General features: G+C 61.6%; 19 protein-coding genes. 12 read left to right on the top strand and 7 right to left on the bottom strand.

Features of this window, described 5'->3' with window-relative positions; genetic code table 11:
• The first annotated feature begins 12 nt into the window (after nucleotides 1-12).
• From glnE to SAJA_RS12615, 5 genes are all read left to right on the top strand, one after another.
• Nucleotides 13-2805 (top strand): bifunctional [glutamate--ammonia ligase]-adenylyl-L-tyrosine phosphorylase/[glutamate--ammonia-ligase] adenylyltransferase, encoded by a 2793-nt coding sequence (gene glnE, locus SAJA_RS12635; RefSeq protein WP_123659029.1) that lies wholly within the window; start codon nucleotides 13-15, stop codon nucleotides 2803-2805.
• Nucleotides 2806-3019: 214 nt separating this feature from the next.
• Nucleotides 3020-4117: a glycosyltransferase family 29 protein gene (locus SAJA_RS12630; RefSeq protein WP_245963320.1), complete on the top strand. Its 1098-nt coding sequence runs from the start codon at nucleotides 3020-3022 to the stop codon at nucleotides 4115-4117.
• 18 nt (nucleotides 4118-4135) lie between these two features.
• Nucleotides 4136-5014 (top strand): ATP-grasp fold amidoligase family protein, encoded by an 879-nt coding sequence (locus tag SAJA_RS12625; protein WP_123659027.1) that lies wholly within the window; start codon nucleotides 4136-4138, stop codon nucleotides 5012-5014.
• A 122-nt stretch (nucleotides 5015-5136) separates the two neighbouring features.
• Entirely contained in the window at nucleotides 5137-6084 is a 948-nt protein-coding gene (rfaD, locus tag SAJA_RS12620) for an ADP-glyceromanno-heptose 6-epimerase (protein WP_123659026.1), read from the top strand.
• On the top strand, nucleotides 6081-7568 hold the full coding sequence (locus SAJA_RS12615) for a hypothetical protein (protein WP_123659025.1): 1488 nt from the start codon (nucleotides 6081-6083) through the stop codon (nucleotides 7566-7568). The genes rfaD and SAJA_RS12615 overlap by 4 nt, the downstream gene beginning before the upstream one ends.
• Nucleotides 7569-7587: 19 nt before the next feature.
• Here the strand turns inward: SAJA_RS12615 and SAJA_RS12610 are convergent, their stop codons facing one another.
• From SAJA_RS12610 to SAJA_RS12590, 5 genes are all read right to left on the bottom strand, one after another.
• Nucleotides 7588-8271 (bottom strand): YrbL family protein, encoded by a 684-nt coding sequence (locus SAJA_RS12610; protein ID WP_184999878.1) that lies wholly within the window; start codon nucleotides 8269-8271, stop codon nucleotides 7588-7590.
• Between the two features lie 22 nt (nucleotides 8272-8293).
• Complete coding sequence (locus SAJA_RS12605; RefSeq protein ID WP_123659023.1) at nucleotides 8294-9010, bottom strand: acylneuraminate cytidylyltransferase family protein; 717 nt, start codon at nucleotides 9008-9010, stop codon at nucleotides 8294-8296.
• A complete protein-coding gene (locus SAJA_RS12600) occupies nucleotides 9003-9695 on the bottom strand; it encodes an HAD family hydrolase (protein ID WP_184999877.1) in 693 nt (230 codons plus the stop codon). Before SAJA_RS12600 ends, SAJA_RS12605 begins: the two co-directional genes overlap by 8 nt.
• Before the next feature lies 1 nt (nucleotide 9696).
• Complete coding sequence (locus SAJA_RS12595) at nucleotides 9697-11337, bottom strand: D-lyxose/D-mannose family sugar isomerase (protein ID WP_123659021.1); 1641 nt, start codon at nucleotides 11335-11337, stop codon at nucleotides 9697-9699.
• Between the two features lie 67 nt (nucleotides 11338-11404).
• Nucleotides 11405-12499 carry a Gfo/Idh/MocA family protein gene (locus tag SAJA_RS12590; protein WP_184999876.1) on the bottom strand — a complete coding sequence of 365 codons (1095 nt, stop codon included), beginning with the start codon at nucleotides 12497-12499 and terminating at the stop codon, nucleotides 11405-11407.
• A 99-nt stretch (nucleotides 12500-12598) separates the two neighbouring features.
• Here SAJA_RS12590 and SAJA_RS12585 point away from each other — a divergent pair, with 99 nt between their 5' ends.
• The 6 genes from SAJA_RS12585 (at nucleotide 12599) to SAJA_RS12560 (ending at nucleotide 18683) form a co-directional block, all read left to right on the top strand.
• The gene (locus tag SAJA_RS12585; RefSeq protein ID WP_184999875.1) at nucleotides 12599-13441 is read left to right on the top strand and encodes a glycosyltransferase family 2 protein; all 843 of its coding nucleotides are present in this window, start codon (nucleotides 12599-12601) and stop codon (nucleotides 13439-13441) included.
• Nucleotides 13442-13558: 117 nt separating this feature from the next.
• Entirely contained in the window at nucleotides 13559-14485 is a 927-nt protein-coding gene (locus tag SAJA_RS12580) for a phytanoyl-CoA dioxygenase family protein (RefSeq protein ID WP_148070970.1), read from the top strand.
• A gap of 66 nt (nucleotides 14486-14551) precedes the next feature.
• Nucleotides 14552-15601 carry a glycosyltransferase family 4 protein gene (locus SAJA_RS12575; RefSeq protein WP_123659017.1) on the top strand — a complete coding sequence of 350 codons (1050 nt, stop codon included), beginning with the start codon at nucleotides 14552-14554 and terminating at the stop codon, nucleotides 15599-15601.
• Nucleotides 15594-16697, top strand: a complete 1104-nt coding sequence (locus SAJA_RS12570; RefSeq protein ID WP_123659016.1) for a glycosyltransferase family 29 protein — start codon at nucleotides 15594-15596, stop codon at nucleotides 16695-16697. The genes SAJA_RS12575 and SAJA_RS12570 overlap by 8 nt, the downstream gene beginning before the upstream one ends.
• Nucleotides 16694-17548: a hypothetical protein gene (locus SAJA_RS12565; protein ID WP_123659015.1), complete on the top strand. Its 855-nt coding sequence runs from the start codon at nucleotides 16694-16696 to the stop codon at nucleotides 17546-17548. The genes SAJA_RS12570 and SAJA_RS12565 overlap by 4 nt, the downstream gene beginning before the upstream one ends.
• Nucleotides 17549-17627: 79 nt before the next feature.
• On the top strand, nucleotides 17628-18683 hold the full coding sequence (locus SAJA_RS12560) for a glycosyltransferase family protein (protein ID WP_123659014.1): 1056 nt from the start codon (nucleotides 17628-17630) through the stop codon (nucleotides 18681-18683).
• A gap of 21 nt (nucleotides 18684-18704) precedes the next feature.
• Here SAJA_RS12560 and SAJA_RS12555 read toward each other — a convergent pair whose 3' ends face one another.
• Entirely contained in the window at nucleotides 18705-20222 is a 1518-nt protein-coding gene (locus tag SAJA_RS12555) for a hypothetical protein (protein WP_123659013.1), read from the bottom strand.
• 161 nt (nucleotides 20223-20383) lie between these two features.
• Here SAJA_RS12555 and SAJA_RS12550 point away from each other — a divergent pair, with 161 nt between their 5' ends.
• Nucleotides 20384-21169, top strand: a complete 786-nt coding sequence (locus SAJA_RS12550; RefSeq protein WP_123659012.1) for a 3-deoxy-D-manno-octulosonic acid kinase — start codon at nucleotides 20384-20386, stop codon at nucleotides 21167-21169.
• On the opposite strand, the gene SAJA_RS12545 is transcribed toward SAJA_RS12550, so the two are convergent.
• Nucleotides 21133-22098 carry an LpxL/LpxP family acyltransferase gene (locus SAJA_RS12545; protein ID WP_123659011.1) on the bottom strand — a complete coding sequence of 322 codons (966 nt, stop codon included), beginning with the start codon at nucleotides 22096-22098 and terminating at the stop codon, nucleotides 21133-21135. The genes SAJA_RS12550 and SAJA_RS12545 overlap by 37 nt on opposite strands.
• Nucleotides 22099-22201 lie beyond the last annotated feature (103 nt).

Raw genomic sequence — 22201 nt, 5'->3', positions numbered from 1 at the left:
CGTGAATCGCGCATGTCTTTAAACATCACCGCCGTCACCGAGCTCTCCAATCGCGTGAGCGCCTACAGTAGTTTCGTTATCGACTGGATCGCGCGTTGTCCCGAGGCCGCCGCTCGCGTGATCGATGAGCGCCGCTTTTGTGAAAACTGCGAAACGGTCGTGTCCGCGCCGCCGCGCTTGAACGGCAATGATATCGACGGTTTCATGCGCACGCTACGCCATCACCGTAACGAAAATCTCGCCGTCATCGCCGTGCGTGATCTGGTTGCCCTGGATGCACTGGACGATACGCTGGCGGCGCTGTCGTGTCTGGCTGATGACTGTATCGAGGCCGCACTGACCGCGGCTGAATCAACGGTGGCAGCGCGTTATTCGGCGCCGGTCGATAGCGCTGGCGCCGTGGTCCGTCCGGTCGTGATCGGCATGGGCAAGCTCGGTGGCGGCGAGCTCAATTTCTCCTCCGACGTCGACCTGATCTTTGCTTACGGCAACGACGCCGAGGTCGGCGGCGACAGCAATATCGACGTGTCGGGCTATTTCCGGAAAGTGGCCCAGAAAACGGTTCAGATACTGTCTGAAACGACGTCCGACGGCTTCGTCTATCGCGTGGATACGCGCCTGCGGCCGTTCGGCGATTCGGGCGCGTTGGTGGCCAGCCTGTCGGCCATGGAATCGTATTATCAAAACCATGGGCGCGAATGGGAGCGCTATGCCTGGGTCAAGGCGCGCCCGGTCGCCGGCGATAGGGCCGCGGGATATGCGCTCATTCGCCTGCTGCGGCCGTTCGTTTATCGCCGTTATCTTGATTTCGGCACGTTTGAGTCGATCCGTGAGATGAAGGCGATGATCGATGCCCAGGTCGTGCGTGCCGATGCGGCCAACGACATCAAGCTGGGCTTGGGGGGCATCCGCGAGATCGAGTTCATCGCCCAGGCGTTTCAGTTGATTCGCGGCGGTCAGGAACCCAATCTGCAGGAGCCGCGGCTACGCCCTGTATTGGCCCAGCTTGCCGAGGCGGGCCATCTTTTGGGTGAGACCGTCGATACGCTGGACGCGGACTACGTCACGCTCCGTCGCCTGGAAAACCGGCTCCAGATGGTCAACGATCAGCAAACTCACGAGCTGCCCGACGACGATGAGGCGCGCACCCGCATTGCCGCGGCCATGGGCTATGACGATCTGGTGGTTTTCGATAACGATATCGCCACGCTTCGTCAGCGCGTGCATCGAATATTCGATGACGTATTTGTTGATCCCGACGCCGATACAGCCGAGCCTGAGAACAAGGCCCTCGAACGCCTGTGGTCAGGGGCGCTCGAGCCGGACAAGGCCCGAGCCACGCTCACCGACATCGGCCTGACGCGTGTCGACGAGATCATCGCCGCGCTCGAGGATCTGCGTGATCAACGGCTGTACCGGGTTCTGGGGGATCGCAGCCGGCGCTGGATCGCTCGGCTGATACCGCTGCTTCTGGCCGAGCCCGTGGATCAGGCGGATCGGGATATCGCCGTCATCCGCACGTTGAGTGTCGTCGGGGCTGTCATCGGGCGCAGCAACTACATCGCGCTGTTGGTGGAGCACCCCGATGCGCTACGTACGCTCATGCGGCTTTGTGGCGCCAGCAGCTGGATTACCAGTCATATCGCCGAACAACCCGCGCTGCTGGATACGCTGCTCGATAGGCGTCAGCTCTATCGGCCGCCAAGCCGGGATGAACTCGCCGCGACGTTAGCCAACGATCAGACAGCGCTCACCGAATTCGATCTGGAAGCCCGGATGAACGCACTGCGGCGTTTTCAAAAGCGTGCCGTTCTGCGCGTGGCGGCGGCCGACGTGACCGATGCGATGCCTTTGATGATCGTCTCTGACAAGCTGACCGAAGTGGCCGAAGTCGTACTGGAAGCGGCACTCGACATCGCCTGGTCACAGATGACCGCCCGCTTCGGCCGGCCCATAGGCGACGACGAGCGGCCCTGCGGTTTCACGATCGTGGCCTACGGCAAACTGGGTGGCTTGGAGCTTGGCTATGCCTCGGATCTGGATCTGGTCTTCGTCTACGATGGCCCGGTCGAGCGAGAAACAGTCGGTGGTGAGCGACACCTGACGCATCAAGTCTTTTTTACGCGTCTGGCACAGCGGCTTATCCATGTGCTGTCCACACAGACCATGGCAGGGCGCGCTTACGAGATCGACATGCGCCTGAGACCGTCAGGAAATGCGGGATTGATGGTGTCGCATATCGATGCGTTTGCTGACTATCAGCACAACAAGGCATGGACCTGGGAGCATCAAGCGTTGGTAAGAGCGCGCCCCGTGGCAGGCGATACGCGCCTTGCAACACGGTTTTGCGACATCCGCCAGGCGATTCTGGCTCGCCCGCGCGATCCGGCTGAGCTGGCGGTCGAGGTACAGGCGATGCGCCGGCGCATGCGCGATTATAAAGACGAAAGCGCCGACGGTGAGTTGGACGTCAAACAGATGGCCGGCGGACTGATCGATATCGAATTCCTGGCGCAGTACGCGGCCTTGTCGCAGACGAAGAGACACGTCGAGATCTCGCGGTTCACGGACGCGATCCGTATCCTTGAGAGTATGGAATCGGCCGGGTTGTGGCCGACGGCAGACGTCACGCGCCTGACCAACGCGTATCGCGACTATCGCGGGATCGCTCATCGCGCGGCACTACAAGAACGTCGCGCGATGATCGATGCGCACGACATGGCAGACGCGCGCCGTCATATCGCAGCGATCTGGGCGCGTTGTATCGAGCATGTTGCTGCCCCGGACGAGACCCCGAAGGCCTGATTCCGAGGGGGATGCGCGTGTCAGCGGGTATCAATGGTTTTCGCGACAGGGCCGCCGGGGCGAGACAGCCTATGGGTGTCGACGATGATGAATTCAGAATGCGTCGATCTCCAGATTAAAACGATAACGTCCGTTTTCAGTACCGATGATCAAACGTATTAAACATACGAGCACGGGGGCACAGCGCGCACGCCAGGCGAGTCTGGTTCGTTTGGTGCAGGCCAGCGTTGATGAAACTGGTGCCCAACGTGTGATTCTGTTTTCACCGGATGCGGATCAGGGTCGTTTGGAAGACACGCTGGCCGGGTTGACGGTGCCGGTGGCGGGGCATGGCGCCAGCCTGCCGGGCGCCGTCGAAACAGACCCATCCGCGCTCGTGGTGTGCAACTGTGTGCTGGAAAGACAGTCGTTGAAGCAAATTCCGGACACTATCGACGCTCTGGCGCGGTTGTCGTCGCATGCGCTGCTGCTCGTGCGCACCCGTTATGCCGGCGAGGTTGTCGACGGTGAAGATGCCCATCGCGCGCTTCGCAACGAGGCGGCGTGGCGCCAAGATCTGGCTGGCGCATACGGCGCGATCTGGCCGTTGGCCTGCGGTATGCAGGGGCTGTGTCTATTCGTGAGCTGGTGCCCGAGTCCAGCGTTTATACGGACGTTCGATGCCATCAAGACAGGTTATAGAAACCGCCGGGTTCGCCAGCGCCGTCTGACCCGCGCGATCGGCGCTGTCGCACGTTTTCTGCGCCCGCCGATAAGTGAACGCGCCGCGTTGGCCCGGCTGGCCGGCAAACGAATTGCACTCGTCGGCAATGCCCAATCGCTGATTGATCGTCGCTACGGCACGATGATCGATGCCGCTGATGTGGTCGTTCGGTGCAACCGCGCTATCGTTGTGAACGCGGCATCGCACGGCTATCGCACCGACTGGCTGGTCACGGGGCTACCGCTAACGCATGCCTCGGCCCGCGCCCGCGGCATCGAACTTGTAATCTGGTCCAGTCGAAGTAAGCGCACGATGCGGAATCTGCCGGCCTGGCCGGCATTTGCCGGATGTCTGCTGTTGTACGCTGACCGTCGGATCGCGCGTTTGCGACAAATGATCGGTAAGGTACCCTCAACCGGCATAAAAGCGATTGATTTGTTGCTGGCAGCCGACTGTCGACAACTTGATGTCTATGGGTTTGATTTCGCGCAGAGCGCTTCAGCCAGCGAACCGACGGGTTCCATGTCGGCCGATCACGACTTCATCGCGGAAGCGAAAATCGTTCGCCAGTGGGCCAGCCAGGACAAGAGATTGACCCTCCATGAATAAGCGCGGATCGGACTAGCCATGGGGTTGCGTCGAACACTTGCCGGTCTTCTGCCTTACAGTCCGTGGGGCGATAAATACCATGACATTGTCAACTTTCGCCGCCGGCATCACTACTGGCCTCGACTCCGCGGCCCGCGCACGTTCAACGAGCATCTGCTGCGGCTGCGCATCGATCACCTCGGTGACGAGAAAAGACGTTATGTCAGCGACAAGATCCAGCTCAAGACATTTGTTGCAGAAACGGTCGGATCGCGATACGTGATTCCCACCCTCGGTATCATCGATACCGTCGCCGCCTTGCACGAATTCGATTTTCCTGCGTGCTGCGTGGTCAAGCCCGCCCATGCCAGCGGGCAGGTCTTCATTCGAAGGTCAGCGCGCGATCCGGTGCCGATGCAGCAGCTTGAGGCATGGCTGGCACTGGATTATTACCGGCATAGCCGCGAGCGTAATTATCTCGGATTACAGCAGCGTCTGATCGTCGAGCAGTTCGTCGACTATGGCGACGAGGGCCCGACCGATTACAAACTTTTCTGTTTTTTCGGCCGGGTTAAGATGATCCAGGTCGACGTCGGGCGGTTTGATCTTCATCAACGCCGTATCTACTCGCCGGATTGGCAGCCCTTTGATTTCACCCAGAACCAGCACCCGCTTGCGCCCGTTCAGCCGCCGCCGGAAAATCTGGATGAGATGATCGCGGTGGCCGAGCGCTTAGCCGAGAATCTGTCGCCTATCCGGATTGATCTGTATTCCAACGGCGAGGAAATACGGGTCGGTGAACTGACGAATTGCCACACCGGCGGGGCCGGCCGATTCGATCCGCCAGAATTCGATCGCAAGCTCGGGCCCTTGTTCGAGCGCCCGGAGTTTGAGCTCGTCGAACTGCGTGCCGGCTGAGCGCATGGCGGCGCGCCTTCTTGTTGTGTCCGTACGACGCGCACGGGCGGCGCCGAGCCATCGGCCGTCGCGGCACGCAACGCTGGGCCACTGACGCTGTATTTGAAAGACATGGGAACGATATGATCATAGTTACCGGCGGCGCCGGCTTCATTGGTAGCAACCTGGTTGCCGCCCTCAACGCGCGAGGCATGACCGATATTCTGGTCGTTGACGATCTCTATGAAGGCCGGAAATGCCTCAATCTGTCGGATTGTGATTTCACCGATTATCGCGAGTACGACGATTTCATCGATCTTGTGCGCCGTGGTCATGATTTCGGGCCGGTAGAAGCCGTTTTCCATCAAGGCGCCTGTTCGGATACCACTGAGTGGGACGGGCGCTTCGTCATGGCCCGCAATTTTGAATATTCGCGCTCGCTGTATGAGTGGACGACCGCTCGAAGCGTGCCCTTGATCTATGCCTCCTCGGCCTCGGTCTACGGCATGGGCCCGGATTTCGTGGAGACACGCGAGGCCGAGCACCCGCTCAATATGTATGCGTTTTCAAAGTTCGTGTTCGATCAGTACGTCCGTGCACGCACGAGCGCGTCACAGGTTGCCGGGCTACGCTATTTCAACGTCTATGGCCCGCGTGAAGGCCACAAGGACGGCATGGCCAGCGTCGCGCGTCATTTCTCGGCCCAGATCGAAACCACGGGGCAGTGCAAGCTCTTCGAAGGCACCGACGGTTACGCAAACGGGGAGCAGCGACGTGACTTCATCCACGTCGATGACGTCGTCGCCGTCAACCTGTGGCTAATGGATAACCCGCAGGTGTCGGGCATATTCAACTGCGGCACCGGCCGGTCTCAAACATTCAACGACGTGGCCGATGCCGTGATCGGCTGGCACGGGCAGGGCAATAAACACTACGTGGCGTTCCCGGCGCATCTGCAGGGTCGGTATCAAAGCTTTACAGAAGCCGATATCGCCGCACTTCGTCGTGCCGGATATACCGCAGCATTCATGCCGGTCGAGGTGGGCGTGCCACGTTATCTCGACGCGATAGCCAAGACCCGCGAATCGTGACACAGCGGCCGCTGACGGTTTTCGGTGCGGATTTCGCCGACTATCCGATCATGCAGGAAATGCTGATGGGGCTGGCAGGCGCCGATACGCTCTGGGTTGGCGGACGTTCGGGGCTGGCACGCGTTGATCATGACGAGGCGCTGCGGGCCGTCACTTATTTTGATTGGCAACCCTACCAGCGAGCAGCTCGCGCCGCGCCGGATCGGCGGCCCGTCGGCGCGGCCGATGAGGCGTTTTATAACGAGGCACGCTGGGCGTTCGAGCGCTCGCTTGATCGCGTGTTTCTAACGCCGTTGACAGCACGCGAGATCGAGCACTATTTCTGGAATCTGGTCGAGCGGCTGGAAACGCGTTTTGTGTCGGCAAGTCACGGTTTGGTCGTCTTATTCGCGCATACGCCGCATTTTCCCTGGCATATCGTGTTTTTCCACGTATGCCGGCGCCTCGGCATACCGTGCTATATCTTCAAACGTACGCAGACGCCCGACGGCATGTTCTTCGATACGGAACTGATGGCGCGTCAGGCCCCCTGCATCGAGGCCAGGCATCCCGTCGATCCGGCCGAGGTGCTGGATGCGATATCCCAGGTTTCGGGGCGGCTGGCGCGGTCGAGAGAGATCAATCAGGCCGCAGAGAAAACGGCCATGCAACCAATGGGCCTGCGCTTGTCGCTCAAGATTCTGCGACGGTTATTCAAGCGCCGCCGAATCTTTCTCGAAGACCATTATTATCGAGAACCCTGGTGGCGCCTGTTTTTATATACGTTGCGACGGGATCGGGATCGCCGCGCGGATATCACCTATCTCAATAACCACGCCGATAGCCAGGCGCCGACACAGCCGTATGTCTACTTCGCGCTGCATTATCAACCCGAACGTACGACCGTTCCCGAAGCCGGAATCTATCAGGATCAGCGGTTGGCGATTCGCGCGCTGGCCGCCGCATTACCCGCCGGCTGGGTGCTGGCCGTTAAAGAGCATCCCCGCCAGCTCGGCGACCGGCGCCCGGATCTACGCTGTCTTCACTACGCACGGCGGAGCTTGTACACCGATATTGGCGCGCTGAACAACGTGCGTCTTGTTCATGCGTTCACGCCGTCGGCGCCACTGCTTGCCGGTGCGCGACTTGTGGCCTCGTGCAACGGCTCATCGGTGTTTGAAGGCCTGCAACAGAACATCCCGGGTCTAACGTTCGTGCCGACATGGCATTCCGCCTGTCCCAGTAGCCCGGCGGTCCATACGCTCGACTCGCTCAAGGCCGTGGTGCAAACACTGACAAAGAAGAGCCCGGCGGATGTGCGGGCCGACTTCGAGTGTTTTATCCAAACACAGGCCCGGCATTGGTTCATCGGCGCCAACGACGATCGCGCGGCCGCTTTGTCGCAGCGCACGCGCGCTGAACTGGTGGGCGCCATGCGCGCCGAGCTGGCGGGTTTGATCGACGATTCAGGCCCCGGCTTGTCCGAAACCTCGGCGAAGTCTTGATTCAAGGACGTCGGCCGGGCTATTCGTCGAGGTTCTGAGACGGCTGCACGGGCGTCACCCGATCCAGCCGGGCCTGGATTTTCTTCTCGAAAGCCGGCCAGCGCCGACGCGTGATCGCGCGCGCAAAACGGGGACTGTAGAGATAGAGCAAAAATTTGAGCTTTATCTTCTGCCCGCCGATACCATCGATCAGGACCAGGGTATTGCCGGCGCTGGTCTGCTTTACGAGTAGATTGCCCGGGCTGAGATCGTGCACCGCGATGTGGTTCGTCAGCACCCAATGCCTGAGCTCGCCGAGCAATGCCTCGGCCTCATCGCGCTGCACGATGCCGTATTTCAGGGCGTGCTGGAGTTTGATCGCCGGCGTGCCGTCGTCGTTGCAAATGCGCTCGACAACCAGCCCATCGGCCTGAGTCGTGGGTGCCCAGCCGTAGATACGCGCGCGGTGCGCGTGCGACACGCCGCGCCGGTCGAGCGATCGCGCATAGTGCGAGTCGACCAGATTGGCTTGCTGGGCCTCCGGGTGGGCGGGGTGCTTCGGCACCTTGATACACCGTTGTCGATCGGCGGGATGTACGTAGCACGAGCGCTGCGAGCCGTGCCCGATGAGCAGATCATCACGCAAGACGTGCCGCGGCGTGGGCGCCATGGCCGGTACTTTGTAACGCACGATCCAGCGAACAGCGCGACCCAGCAGAGCCATGAAAGTCGTCCTGAGTCCGCGCTCAGAGCGTTTGGCTTGTGCGTCGATCCTCGAGCAGGAATTCGACGAGACGAAAATCAAACCAGGTGTCGATGCTGACCATATCCTCAGTGACGACCGCGCCGCTGTTGTGACCGAGAATAGCGCGCTGTTCGACAAGACAGTCCCGCGTGAAGGCATAGGCCGCGCCGTTACGGTGGTACAGCGTGTCGAGCTGCTGGCGCGCGATAACCTGGCCGCCGTCCTGGCTGTGATAGCGCAGGGTGGTCTCGTCCCACTCAAGCTGCTTGCGCGGGTGATATTTCGGATCTGTGGCGGAGACGGTCCACACCGCATCTCGATTCTCATCGACAAGCGTTTGATAAGTCTGGCGGACGTGGGCCGCGGTGCGCATCGGAGAGGTTGGCTGCAACATGAGCACGATGTCGTAACGCGTGGCGTCAGCGGTTTCGCAGGCCTGCAAAGCGTGGGTGAGGACATCGAGATCGCCGATTCGATCACCCGACAACGACTCCGGGCGCATCCAGGGTGCCGCCAGCCCGCTTTGTTCTGCGGTTTCGGCGATCACGGGATCGTCGGTCGAAACAACCGCGCGGTCGATCTCGGGCAGCTGCTGTATCAGATGACCGACCCGGGCCACGATCGGCACGCCCTGTATCGGCTGAATATTCTTTTTCGGCACGCCCTTGCTGCCGCCGCGGGCAGGCACTACCGCCAGAATACGTTGACTGTCATACATTGACGCTGCTCCGTTGGGTGTCCCCGGATTCCATCCGCGCGATGCAATCGGCGATGGTCGTCAGATCAGACACCGCCACATCAGGGACATGGCTGAAACGACGGGCTGGAAGCCCGTAGGCTGAAGTATCAGCCACCACGCCGATGAAATGACAGCCGAATTCAGCCGCGCCCAGACGATCATCCTCGCCGTCGCCGATCATCACGATCTGGCTGGCCAGCAGATCCGCCGTTGCTGCGATATGGGCCAGGTTGTCCTGTTTGGACGCGGGGCCGCCGTAGATCGCCACGAATCGATCGGTGGCCATACGGCTGGCGACGGCGTCGACGAGCGGGACGGTGGGCGTGGCCGAGTTCACGTAGAGCGCGATACCGCGCTCGGCCAGGGTTGCAAGCGCGTCGAGCGCGCCCGGTACCCACTCGCACCGGGCGATCGCGTTCTGAACGATCGCGCCGTAGCTTTCGACCAGTCGTTCGGCCGACCCGGCACACGCCGGCCCGAGATCAGCGACCAGCCGCTCGAATATCTCGTAGCGATCGGCGTGCGGGTGGCCTGCACGTATGGCATCCAGTCGGGATACGTCAATACCGTGGGCCGCGGCGGTTTGCGAAAACGCCTCAGCCTTGATGGCATTGGATCGAACCAGCGTGCCGTCGAAGTCGAACACCGCCGCCTGGATCGTCATATCAAGGATCGACTGTGGCTGCGCCGGTTTCCTCATCCTCGGCGTCACTGGGCGCCGGCTCATCGGCGGCGGGGCGGCGCGGCGTCCAGATCTCGTCGCGCGAATCGTTTTTGTCGCCCAGCGTGAAGCGGCCCCAGTGATCGACGATGGTCTTGCGATCAGCACGCGGCATGCGATTGATGCGTTTGTCCTTGTAGAAGGAGTCGTCGTTTTTATGCGTCGACGATATCTCTTCGAAAATCACGCCGGTCTCGGTCCAGAAGTGGTGCCACACGCCCGGCTGAACCACGGCCGTCTCGCCCGGCGAGAGAATCTTGTGATGGCCGTCGACCTCCAGATGAAGTGTGCCGTAGACCACAATGAACGTTTCATCCTTGAGCTTGTGAAAGTGGGCCGGGTGATACTGGCCGGGCAGCTGCGCCACGATCTTCTTGCAATAGCTGCGATTGACGACGTCGATCAACACGGCGCCGATCTCACGGAAATTTTCGACGCCGTGATGATGCGAATACTCGACCTTAAAGTCGGAATTCAGCGGGATTCGTGCTTCGTTGAGCATCGCCTTGATCTGGTGCAGCGATGATTGAATGACCTTGCGATCCGGATCGCTGGGTATATCGGTGGCGCCCTCATCGATTACGCCTTGTGCCTCCACCTCTTGATTGACCACCGTGCCGGCCTTGAAGCGCCCGGAAATCAGCTGGCCGTCGTGCAGTGGCATTGCGAAAAAGACATCGTCGAGGCCGATCTCCTGGCCGGCGGTCAGCGGGGCACGAGCGTAAACACCGCGCTGCAGTGCCGCCAGCGCGTCTCGTTCGGCCTGCGTGTGGTGCGTGTCGTGGATATCGTTACCGCACAGCGCGACAGCCTTCTGATAGGCGGCCAGCCATGCACGAACCTGCTCGGGGGTGGCCGAATACGCGTTTAGCGCGGTCACGGGGCCATCAATCACGCCGACGTGTTTTTCAAAGATGCGTGCGCCTTTGGCGTACGCGGCGATCACGACGTCCGTATCGTCTGGCGCCTCATGGGTCGACCAGCCGATCGTGGTGTCGCGATAGCGCTCACTGAGCCGGTCGATCTGGTTGAGCTGGCAGTGCGCGTCCGGCGTGGGATACAGCGCGACACAATGCATGAGCGCATGATCGATGCCGCGGTGATGACAGAAGCTCGATATATTATCGATCGAGGCGATGTCCTGACCGCCGGTGGATACGATCACCGGCAGGTTGGCTTCGCTGATCCGTTCAAGCAGCGGCCAGTCCTGACACGACGCGCTGGCGACCTTGATGATATCGAAACCCATCGCCTCGATATGGTCGACCGAGCGCTCGTCGAAAGGCGTGCACATGGTCAGCATGCCTTGAGCCCGGACCTCGTCGAACATCACGCCGAACGCATCGAGCGTCAATTCGGTCGAGAGGAAGCGCTGGATGTGTTTGGGCTCGGATGCATCACGGAAATCCGGGTGGATAAAGCTGTCCAGATCTCGAAACTGGAACTTCACGGCGGCGCGAACCCCGTGGTCGCGCGCGGCCGAGCCCATCTCGCGAATGATCTTCAGCCCGTGCTGTACATCGCCCTGATGATTATTGGCCATCTCGAAGATGAACAGATCGTTGAAATCGTACGACTGACGCATTGTTGTAGTCTCCTCGATATGCAACCGCTCGGCTGTCGCAAGCGAACCGGGCGTCTTTTAATTGGGTTCAGGCGGTTAGGCTTTTTATGTTGTAGCCCTGTTGATGATCGATGCGTACCGCGCGCTGCTCGCGATGCGAGCGATGGGCCGCGGCAATGACCAACATCGTGTCCAGCCCGCGGGACAGATCCAGCGGCGATGGTGTCGCCTCGGCCACATGACGCTCGATGTGCTCGAGCTCGGCGATGAAATCATCGGGCCGCGTCTTGTGAAATAGCTCGGTTTCACCCGGGGCGCTGCCGGTGGCATGTATGACCGCATCGGCACCGGGCTCGTGGCCGGCGATCCATTCCACATGGCCGTGCTCGCCCTGAAGCCGTGCCCATTTTCTCGTTGGCTGGGTGACAACGTCCTGAACCACGCGGCCGCACAACCCGTTTTCGGTAACCAGATGTAGTGCGGCCAGGCGATCATATTCGGCTTGGCCGTCGGATACGATATCCAGCATCGCGGATACCTGGACCACGCGGCCGGCGCCCACGAGATGCGCCATGTGCTGCCACATGTTGAGCGCATGAGAGTGCTCGCCGAGCGCGCCGCCACCACGCTTCCAGTAGCCCAGATAGCTGTCGGCCGGGCCGGCCAGCCAGGGATGGGCAGCGAAGATGCCGCCCCAGTATTCGCGGAATTCCACGTCCAGCGTACGTGTCGTGCCGGTATCGCCTGTGGCGACGTACTCACCGAATCGATGACTGGCCTGGCCGACGACGTGGTCATAGCCGACAAACACCCGCACGCCCAGTTCCAGCGCGCGGTCATGCACCTGCTGATCCAGATCGGAGAGCGGCGTGCTGGCGGGCTTTTCGATCAGGATCGCGGCGGGGCGTTCCTCGAGTGCGGTGAGCGCAAGTGGCATGTGTAGATCGGGCGGCGTGCCGATCACGATCAGATCATAGCCGCCGGCGGGCACCGTAGCCGTATCGTACAAGCCGATCGAGTCGTCCCAGCTGCCATAGCGTGAGGGATAGATCTGATCGCGCGTACGCGCCAGGGCGTCGGAATCCACGTCACAGATATCTACCGACCAACCCAGCGTGCGCGCGGCGTGGGCCATATGATTGCCGATCGAGCCGGCGCCAAAAATCTTGACTTTATCTATCATTGCGTCCGCTGGCATCCATGAATGAGGGTACGGCGTCGGCCGAACGTGCCGGGAAGGGTAGCAGTGTCCGCGGTGCGGGTCAGGAATGAGGTGGTGGTGATGAAGATTTTCGGTCTGATGGTTTTGAAAAACGAGGGCGATATCGTCGGGCAGACCCTTGAAGCGGCCCTGGCCTGGTGTGATCGCATCGCGATTCTGGACAACGACAGCGACGACGATACGGTCGATGTCATTGAGCGCGTGGCGCGGGCATACCCGGGGCGCATTGATTGCATCGGCCGTTATACCGGCGCCTTTCACAACGATCTGCGCATGATTCCGTTCTATCGTCTGCGAGAAGAGGCCTCGTCCGGGGACTGGTGGTGCCGTCTCGACGGCGATGAGCACTATCCGCAAGACCCGCGCGCATTTCTGCGTGCCGTGTCGCCGCTGGATTGTCGTGTCAACGCCATCAACCTGTTTTATGAGTACACCGATCTCGATTGGGCGGCCTGGCAAGCCGGTCAGGAAAGCCTGGCCGACCGCGACCGGCCCATCACCGAGCGTCGCCGGTATTACCGGGCAACCTATGAAGAGTTGCGTTTCATGCGTCATCACCCGCACCTGCATTGGCAGGGCAGTGAACACTGGCCCACACCACGCGGGCCGCTCGCCCGGCGGCGGATTCTGATGCAGCATTTTCGCGCGCGGGACCCGGAGCAACTCAAGGCCCGGCTGGCTGTGCGCCAGGTCGCGGCTGAAAAAGGCCGCCGCAAGCCGAACCATCACTGGCGTGTTGCCGCTGAAGCCTGGCAAAGCCAGATCGTCGATCATCGTGACTGTCACTACGATGATCACACCGGTGCGTTCGCCTACAGCGCGCAGCGGTTCGATGACCCGGCGTCCAAGCGCTTCGGGCAAAGCCTCAAGCGCGTCGCGATGGCCGTGGGATGGCGAATCTGAATGAGCGCTGGCGTTTCGTGGTGATCGCTTGTCAGCATAGATCGGGCTGATCTTCTATACTCCGGGGCACTGCCAGGGACGGGTTTGGTCCATCACCGAACGGTTTGAAGTGCTGTTATGAAAAACCTCTTTCGCACGAATAAACAAGGCCATAACAAGGCGTTGTGGGATTATTTCGTCAAAGGGACGCCGCGCCGGCGTCAGTGGTATGCCAAGCGCCTCGGGGCACGCCAGGGAGCATCATTGACCCGGCGAGAACAGCTTGCCGCCGAGTTCCAACAGACGGATCTGGCGCATGCAATCGCTCGCGATAAAGGCTTTGCCTTGTTCGCGCCCGGAACGTTCGATGAGATTGGCGAGATCGTCACCGCCGCTGGCCAGATCGTGGCCGAGCGTGAGTCGGGCATGGCCCCGGGCAACAAGGATTTCTTGCAGCAGGGTTATCTGGATACGGCTTGTCTGCCTGACGACTCGCCGTTTTTGCGTTTCCCACTGCGCGAGGACGTGATCGCGGCGGTATCGGCCTATCTAGGCGTCGTGCCGGTGCTGGCGAAGATGGATGTCTGGAAATCCGACAATTCGCCGTCGCAGCATCACGCCAGTCAGCTCTATCACTGTGACTGGGATGATACGACCCAACTCAAGGTGTTCGTCTATGCCAGCGATGTCGACGCCGCCAGTGGTCCGCTGACGCTCATGGAGGCCCAGGCCTCGGATACGCTGCGCTCGAATATCGGCTATACCTATGGCCGCAAGGGCTATCGCGTCAGCGACGACACGGCCAACAAGACGGTGGGAACAGCCAGCCAACATGAAATAACCGGCCCGGCCGGCACCGCTGTGTTTGCCGATACCAGTCGCTGCTTTCATTTTGGCAGCCGGGTTCAATCCGGCGGCAAGCCGAGGGTCGTCGGGTTTTACCAGTTCGTCACCCCAACGAGTTTTCTGTTCCCGCCGTCCGGTTATCAGGACGCCGCGCCGTATCGACATATGGCCGGCACACAGCACAGCGAATTGCAGCGACTGGTGCTGGGCGGGGCTTAATCACGTGAATCGTCGAGTCGATAGCGGCGTGGGGTCGATCGGCGCGCGCATTGTCTCGTCTCGGGCATGTCTATGGCGCACGTCTGTCATCTGAATCTCTCGCGGGGGTATCGCGGCGGCGAACGACAGACCGAGCTCTTGATTCGTGCGCTGTCCCAGCGTGGCTTGACCCAGCGTGCTGTCGTTCGTGCTGGCCAGCCCCTGGGCCAGCGCCTGGCTGATGTTCCCGGTCTGGATATTCAAGCCATCGCACGACCGTTTCCGACCAAACTGCGGTGTGTCCAGGGGGATGTCGTGCATGCGCACGACACGCGAGGCGCGCAACTGGCTTGGCTGCGCTGGCGTGTTTCGGGCTTGCCCTATCTTGTTACCCGTCGTTTGGGCAAGCGGCCGAGTAACAGCGCGCTGACGCGTGCGGTGTATGCGAACGCGGCGGCGTGTGTAGGGGTTGCCAAGTCGGTATCCGCGGTCATCGCGGCATATGCAGGGCGGCCGACGACGACGGTTTACAGTGCGCTCAGTGATCTGGCGGTGAACCCCGAGATACGAGACCGTCTGCGGGCACGCTGGGGGTCGTCTTATGTGGTGGTCAACGTGGCGGCGCTTGTGGATGCGCAGAAAGGCCAGTCGTGTCTGATCGAGGCAGCGCACGGCCTCGCCGCCCGCCAGAGTGGCATGCATTTCGTGCTCGTCGGCGCTGGACGAGACCGCGAACGATTCGAGCGCCAGGCACGGGACGGCAAAGCCAGCATCGAGTTCGCCGGCTTTGTTGATAACGTCGGCGATTATCTGGCCGCGGCCGACGCGTTCGTTCTACCCTCACGCCACGAGGGTATCGGCGGCGCTGCGCTGGACGCCATGCGGGCTGGCTTGCCCGTCATCGCGTCGGCGGTCGACGGCCTGCCCGAGTTCATCGAGCATGACGTCAACGGTTTGCTGGTGCCGGCGGGCGACTCGCGCGCGCTTGAACAAGCTTTGCTTCGCTTATTCGAGGCGCCGGAATGGGCACATCGCATGGCTGTGGCCGGGCAGGAGACCGCCCGGGCGTTCAACGTCGACCGAATGGCTGATGCTTATCAAACGATCTATCAAGACATAACGCGTGGCGATGCTTGATCCGTGTCTGTCACAGCAGCCGCTCGATACGGCGCCGGCATGGGTGCAGGCGACTGCGAGTGCCCTCGGTCTCTCGCGGCTGGTAGCCCAGCATCTCGACGATGCCGCCAACGGCGTCGATGACGATACGGCCGCGAGCGACGCCAACGACACGCTGGTCGCCAGTGACCGCGTGCTGCAATACCTGGATGCGGACGCGCTGGCGCGGGCGCTGGATGCGGCGCGCCGTGTTGGTCGCCACGGTGTCTTTCGTATTTCGACACGATATTCCAGCCGTCCGTTAGTCGACGGGCATAACGAATTCGCGAGTGTTCATGACAGCACGTGGTGGTGTGAGCGGATCGCGAGCGTGTTCGGCCACGCGGCATTGGTCGCGGATACACCGCACGAGTACTGCGTGATCGTCACCGCACCGATCAGTCCGGCGCTTGCAGGCGAGATGGCCGTGCTGTCGGCACGCCAGCGGCGGCACGCCGTTTGGTCCCGTCGTCGTCAACGTCTGCTCGGGCGTCTCTGGCGGCTTGTCAGAAGACCGCGCTCACAAGACAAGCTGTTGCGAGAGCTGGCCGGCCAACGTGTCGCGCTGGTTGGCGGCGCAGCGTCCCTGGCGAAGCAGGCCTACGGCCCGGCCATTGACGCCGCCGACTGCGTGATACGTTGCAACCGCGGCGTGCTCGTAAGCGAGCGTTCGCACGGTCGGCGCACCGATTGGCTCATCACCGCGCTGCCGATGAGCCGCACGACCGCCGAGCGACGGGGCGTCGAGCGCCTGGTCTGGGTCAGCCGACGACCAAAAATGATGCGTAACATCCCGGCCTGGATGTTTGCGACACGACGACTGCACATATTATCGAAACGACGAGATCGCGCACTGGCGCAGCGGCTGGGAAAAACAGCCTCGACCGGCATGAAAGCCCTCGACCTATTGGCCGCGTCACCCTGCGCCCGGCTTGATATCTACGGTTTCGATTTCGGCGATACACGCTCCGACAGCCAGCCGACACGGCCCATGTCGACCGATCATGACTTTGATGCCGAACGTCGCTATGCGCGATATCTCATCGAGTCCGATCCTCGCCTCCATCTACACACATGATCGACGTTTGTTTTCATACCTATCCGCCGGGCTGGCCGTGGACACGGCGGGCCCGGCGTCGTGTCCGGCGCAAACGCGAAAAGATCGACTGGTCGGTCGCCCTACGCCAGGGGTTTCGTCGACACGACATCAAAACCAGACTGTATCGGCCGGGCCGCCCCTTGGACGCTGATGTGCATGTGTTCTGGGGCTGGCATGAACCCGCGATGTTCGATCGCCTGGCGCAAAGTGAGGGCCAGCACGCGCTGATTCTCGAGCGCGGGTTCTTGCCGCCGCGTCGCGGCTGGGCAAGTCTGGCCTTCGACGGGCTCAACAATCACGGTCGGTATGGGCCGGCCGGCGATAACGGCGTGCGCTTCGAGCAGCACTTCGGTCATCTATGGCGTGAGTGGCAGCATCGGGATACCGGCCGTGTGCTTCTGATTGGCCAGGTCCCCGGCGATATATCGCTCAACGGCGTGCAAGTTGACGAATGGGCGGCCGAGCGTGCCGCTCGGCTTCATGCGATGGGCCGCCAGGTCATTTATCGACCGCATCCGCTTGGTTTCACCGAATGTCCGGCACACGCCGTGGCCTCGGCGCATTCTCTGGCCGAGGATATGGCCGCGGTCGACTGCGTGATCACGTACAGTTCGAACACCGGTATCGAGGCGGTTCTGGCCGGCGTGCCGATCATCGTGGAAAGCGATGTGTCGATGGCATGGCCGATGGGCGGTCATGATATCGAGGCATCGATAGTGCGACCGGATCGAGGCGTGTGGGCCCACGACCTGGCCTGGAAACAATGGCAGCGCCACGAGCTGGCCGACGGCACGGCGTGGGATCATGTGCGACACGCGGTTGGCTTGTGATGCACGCGCCACGCGCTGGCGCGATCAGCGCGCCCGATACCTGTATTCGAAAATCATAATCGGCGACAAGGCATGATCCATGAATAACGACGCGGTGCGTGTGTTGTATATCGGCCGTCACTATCCCGATATCGGCGCTGGATTGATTACGCGCCTGCGACGCAAGAAGAACCGCTATCGCAAGCTGCGTGGCCAGTGCGGTTTCATGCGCTCAGCGCTGCACGCCAGTTTCGACGTCACCGAGGCCAGTCTTGCCTGGCTCTATCGACACCGGCGGGAGATCGGTCAACGCTTCGATTATCTAATTATCTGTAGCAAGGCTGACTCATCGGGTGAAGGCACCAACGTTCGCGAGTTTGATTTCGTCAGCGGGATCGAGGGGCTGGCGAAAGCGTTTTTCATCAGTAATCCCCAAGCCGGTTTCATGGTTGACGATCAGTGCTTGGATCGATTCGATGTGGTGTTCAAGCGCGAGCATTACGCCAACTTGGCGCGATATTCGATCACGAACCACAACCGAGACAAGATTCGTCTTGCCTGGCTTGATTGTCCGTTGATTCCGGCGCGGCGTCATAACGTGGCCCGGTTGGTGCCGCAGACCTTCGGTTTCGACAAGCCCAGCGAGACGGCGTTGTATGACGCCTGTTTCTACGGCACGCAAAGTTCGCCGTTGCGCCCCGAGGTCTGGCGACGGGTGCTGGCCGCGCCGGAGATAACGGCCATCGGCGGTATTCAGCCGCACGATATCGACACAGATGTCGCCCCCGACGTCGCCGCACCCGCGCTCGATACGGATCGGTACGTGCAGGCCATTCGCGACTCGCGCGTGAATCTGGCGCTGGACGGTCTGGGCGAGTTTACCCATCGCCACTGGGAGCTATGGCTGTTGTCGGCCTTCTGCCTGAGCAGCCCATCGATTCGGGATCTGGCATTGCCGGGCGGTGCACGAGAAAACGAGCATTTTGTCTGTTTCGACGATCTCGATGATCTGATCGACAAAATTCGCCATTACGCCACAGCCGAGGACGAGCGCCGCGAGATTGCGCGTGCCGGTCGGCAATTGTTCGAGTCGACGTTCGATTTCAAGAAATACGGCGCGTTCGTGGTTAACGAAATGAACAACGCAGTCCGTTAATGGCCCGGCCGCGGGTGAGGGTCAGGCCGATTCCTGGGTCGGGCTGTTATCGCGTGCCAGGCGCACGTGGCGCCTGGGCTCGTGCGAACCAATCGCGGTGTCGTACAGCATCTCGGCCACGGAGTCCCGCAGCGTTTGACGTGAAAACGCCGAGCGTTTGACCGCACGATCGTCGTTGGCCCCGAGAAACCACCATTCTGCGTTGTCGTCGAGAAAGCGTACGTAATCGGCGCGTACTTCGTCGGTTGGTTTGGCAAGCAGGCGCTCGATCAGGGCCGGCAGCGCCTCGGCCTGGCTACAGAGTGGCCCACTCGGGCAGGCCGAGTGCCACGTCGCGGCAAATGTGACGCCCGGAATTCCGGCCTGCAAGCCCTCGAAAACAGCGGAACCGGTACATGATGCGGTCATGCGCGCACGGCCGATCAGTGAAGCCGAATCGACGAACGCATGGATCAGAACCGCGTTCGGAATCCGCTGAATCGCGCGATACAACGGTGTGCGCTGCGTATGGAATCGGCGTAGCGACGGGCGTCGATCACCGAGCTGTCGCGGGTGTTCTTTGACCGCCAGGACCATGCCCTCGGGCAGCGCCGCCGCCAACAGCCGGATCGCCTGAATCTGGTCATGAAAATAACCCGCTTCAGGAACGGTCGTACGCTCCGGCTGATAGTGCAGGCCAAAATAGACAAACGGTTGATCGGGCGCGTGACGCCTTGCGTTGGCATCCAGATAAGCCAGATCTGCGCGGCGCTGGCGTTGACGCTGTCGGGCAACGGCCATCACCCGGCGCCAGGGCAAACGATGGTAATGACGATGGGCCAGGTATTGCCGATCTCGGAAATAACGCCAAGCAATGGCTATCCAGCGAGCAAGCCCGACGCGCTTGCGGGCATGCCGCTCTGCTCGTACGTTGATCGACACCGAGTTGGCCATGCGCGGCGAGCGGGCCCAGGCTTGGTCGGTGACCCACGTCGGATCGATCGGCTGCGCCGGGCGAACCCAGCGCTGGCCGTGCTCGCTCAGATCGGCATCAAGCAGCACGGCATCCGCGATTTGTGTGGTGCGGCAAATGAATACCGGAACATCGTGTGTCTTGCACACCTGGTGAAACACGATGTGCCAGGGAAAATGCGGGGTATGCGCAAAAAACACGGTCAGCGGACGCGGCGTACGGGTGATCCACGCTTCGAAAGCGCGAATCAGGCCATAGAACAGTTGTTCTTGCTGGGCGTAAGACGCCGGTTCGAGAAACACACGATCCAGTGAGCGCATGAATCGCTGCTTGGCCGGCTCGTAATACGACACACGATCGAGCGGGATGACGGAGCGTGCGTCCAGGCGCGGCTCAAAGTCAGCGAATCGAAAATAATTTCGCCAGTCGAAGTATTCGTATCGATCCAGTGAGGCATCGCCCGAGGACGGCGGCAGGCGCCCTTGGCCGCCGATGATCAGGCGCGTGTCATCGGCAAGACGCATGGCAGCCTCCTGCATGAACGGATAATCGGCAAAGTCAGCGCAAAATACGGTGCCTTGATTCATGAGCCTCTCGATATCCGCCGTCGAGCCATGATTAATACATCGGCGTCGGTAAAAATCTGCATGTCAGACTACGCGATTAGAAAACCGGGCGTGGCGTCGATCAACAGAATGGCGCGACACGACGCGCCCGATAGGTTTCGCCCCGCGACAGCAGCACGCCCATGACACAAGCCCCGATCAAACTGGCCCCGCACGGCTGCCATGGACAGGCCGAGTCAGCAACGACCGCGCGTTTTCGGGTCTGGAATCCGGTTTTTTTCGCTGATACAGCGCCGTGCGACGGGCTGTTCGACATCGCCGAATGGCAGCGGCGAAACGGGCTGCTCGGCCATGCCCAGGGCCGCGGCCAGGCCTGTTTTCTCCGCCGCGACGACGGCTCCTACTGGGTGTTGCGTCATTTTCGACGCGGCGGTTTCGCAGCGCGCCTCAGCGCAGACCGTTATCTGTGGACCGGCGCGCGCCGCACGCGGGCCTACCGGGAGTTTCAAATCATGCTTGATCTGGCGCGCCTGGGCCTTGGCGTGCCCAGGCCGGTTGCGGCTCAAAGCATAAGACACGGGCTGTACTACGAAGCGGATCTGATTACCGAGGGAATTCAGGGGGCTTGCCCGCTGGCCGATCGGGCCTGTCTCGAATCTGTTTCTATAGCGACCTGGCAGGCCATCGGTCGCGAGATCGCCGGGCTTCATGCCCACGGTGTCTGGCACGCAGATTTAAACGCGCGCAATATCCTGCTCGACGAGGCGGACCAGCCCTGGCTGATCGATTTCGACCGGGCGCGATACAGGTATCCGCGCCGGCGCTGGCGAGAGAACAATCTGGCGCGCTTGAAGCGCTCGCTGGACAAGTTCGCCGCCCGCGAGCCGGTCTTTCATTTTCGTTCGGCCGATTGGGCCGCGCTGCGGGCGGGTTACGAGGCGGCTTTTTTCGAGGCATCCGGTTTGTAGGGATCGAACTTCCGGCGCTTGAAGCGCTGGTGCAGCCAGAAATACTGGGCTGGGTCCTCGTTCACGACGTCTTCGATGATGTGGTTGATGCGCTGGGCATCAGCGGCTTCATCGCCGCTGGGAAAGTCGGTAAGCGCGGGTTTGACGATCAGGCGATACCCGCGCCCGTCGGCCCGGCGCAGGGTAAAGAACGGGACCACGGTGGCGCGCGTCATCTTGGCCACGCGGCTGATGGCGACATGGGTACGCGCCGGCTGGCCGAAGAAGTCGACGGTGACGCTCACACGCTTGCCGGCCTTCTGATCGGCGGCGTACCAGACGGCCTCGCCCCGGCGCAGAGCGGCCATGAGCCCGCCGATATCGTTGTCGGCGATCGTCGCGCCGCCGATGTGTGCCTCGCGGCGGGTGCGCATGACGTGATCGATGACAAGATCATGCGGGGGTTTGTACATCGCGGTCGTCGTGTAGCCCAGCGCCTGCATATACGGCCGGGCCATGCGCACCCCGAGCTCTAGCGACGTGGTGTGGGCCGACAGCAGAATGATGCCACGCCCGCGCATGGCGGCATCCTCCAGGTGATGCAGGCCCTCGATTTCGGCCAGGCCGTCGATCTCGTCCTGGCGGCCCCACCAGCAGAACACGGTTTCCAGCGCGCCCTGGCCGACATAAGCGAAGTGTGCATCGAGCAGGGCCTCGCGCTCGGCCGGCGTGCGACCGGGATAGCACAGCGATAGGTTGATGGCCGCGACCCGGGCGCGGTCGCGCACGATATGCCGCGCGAAGCGCCCGAGCCGAGCCCCCAGCCGCATCTGGGCGCGCCAGGGCAGACGCGCCAGCAGCCGGCCCAGGCCCACCAGCAGCCAGCTCGGCCAGTGCCGCGGATGAGAAAGCGAGGGCGCATCGGCGCGGGACGGGGCGGGCTGGCTCATGACATATCGGACTCGCACACACAGATCGCGAATCGCTCGGCGTTCGGGGCGTGCTGTAAATGGGGCGTGAGCGTTTGTATGATGGCCGATTCAGCCGAGCGAC

It is taken from the genome of Salinisphaera japonica YTM-1 (assembly GCF_003788585.1).
GTDB classification, from domain to species: Bacteria; Pseudomonadota; Gammaproteobacteria; order Nevskiales; family Salinisphaeraceae; genus Salinisphaera; species Salinisphaera japonica.
Note: the sequence above shows the minus strand (reverse complement) of the source record. Positions and strands in the feature narration are given on the sequence as shown.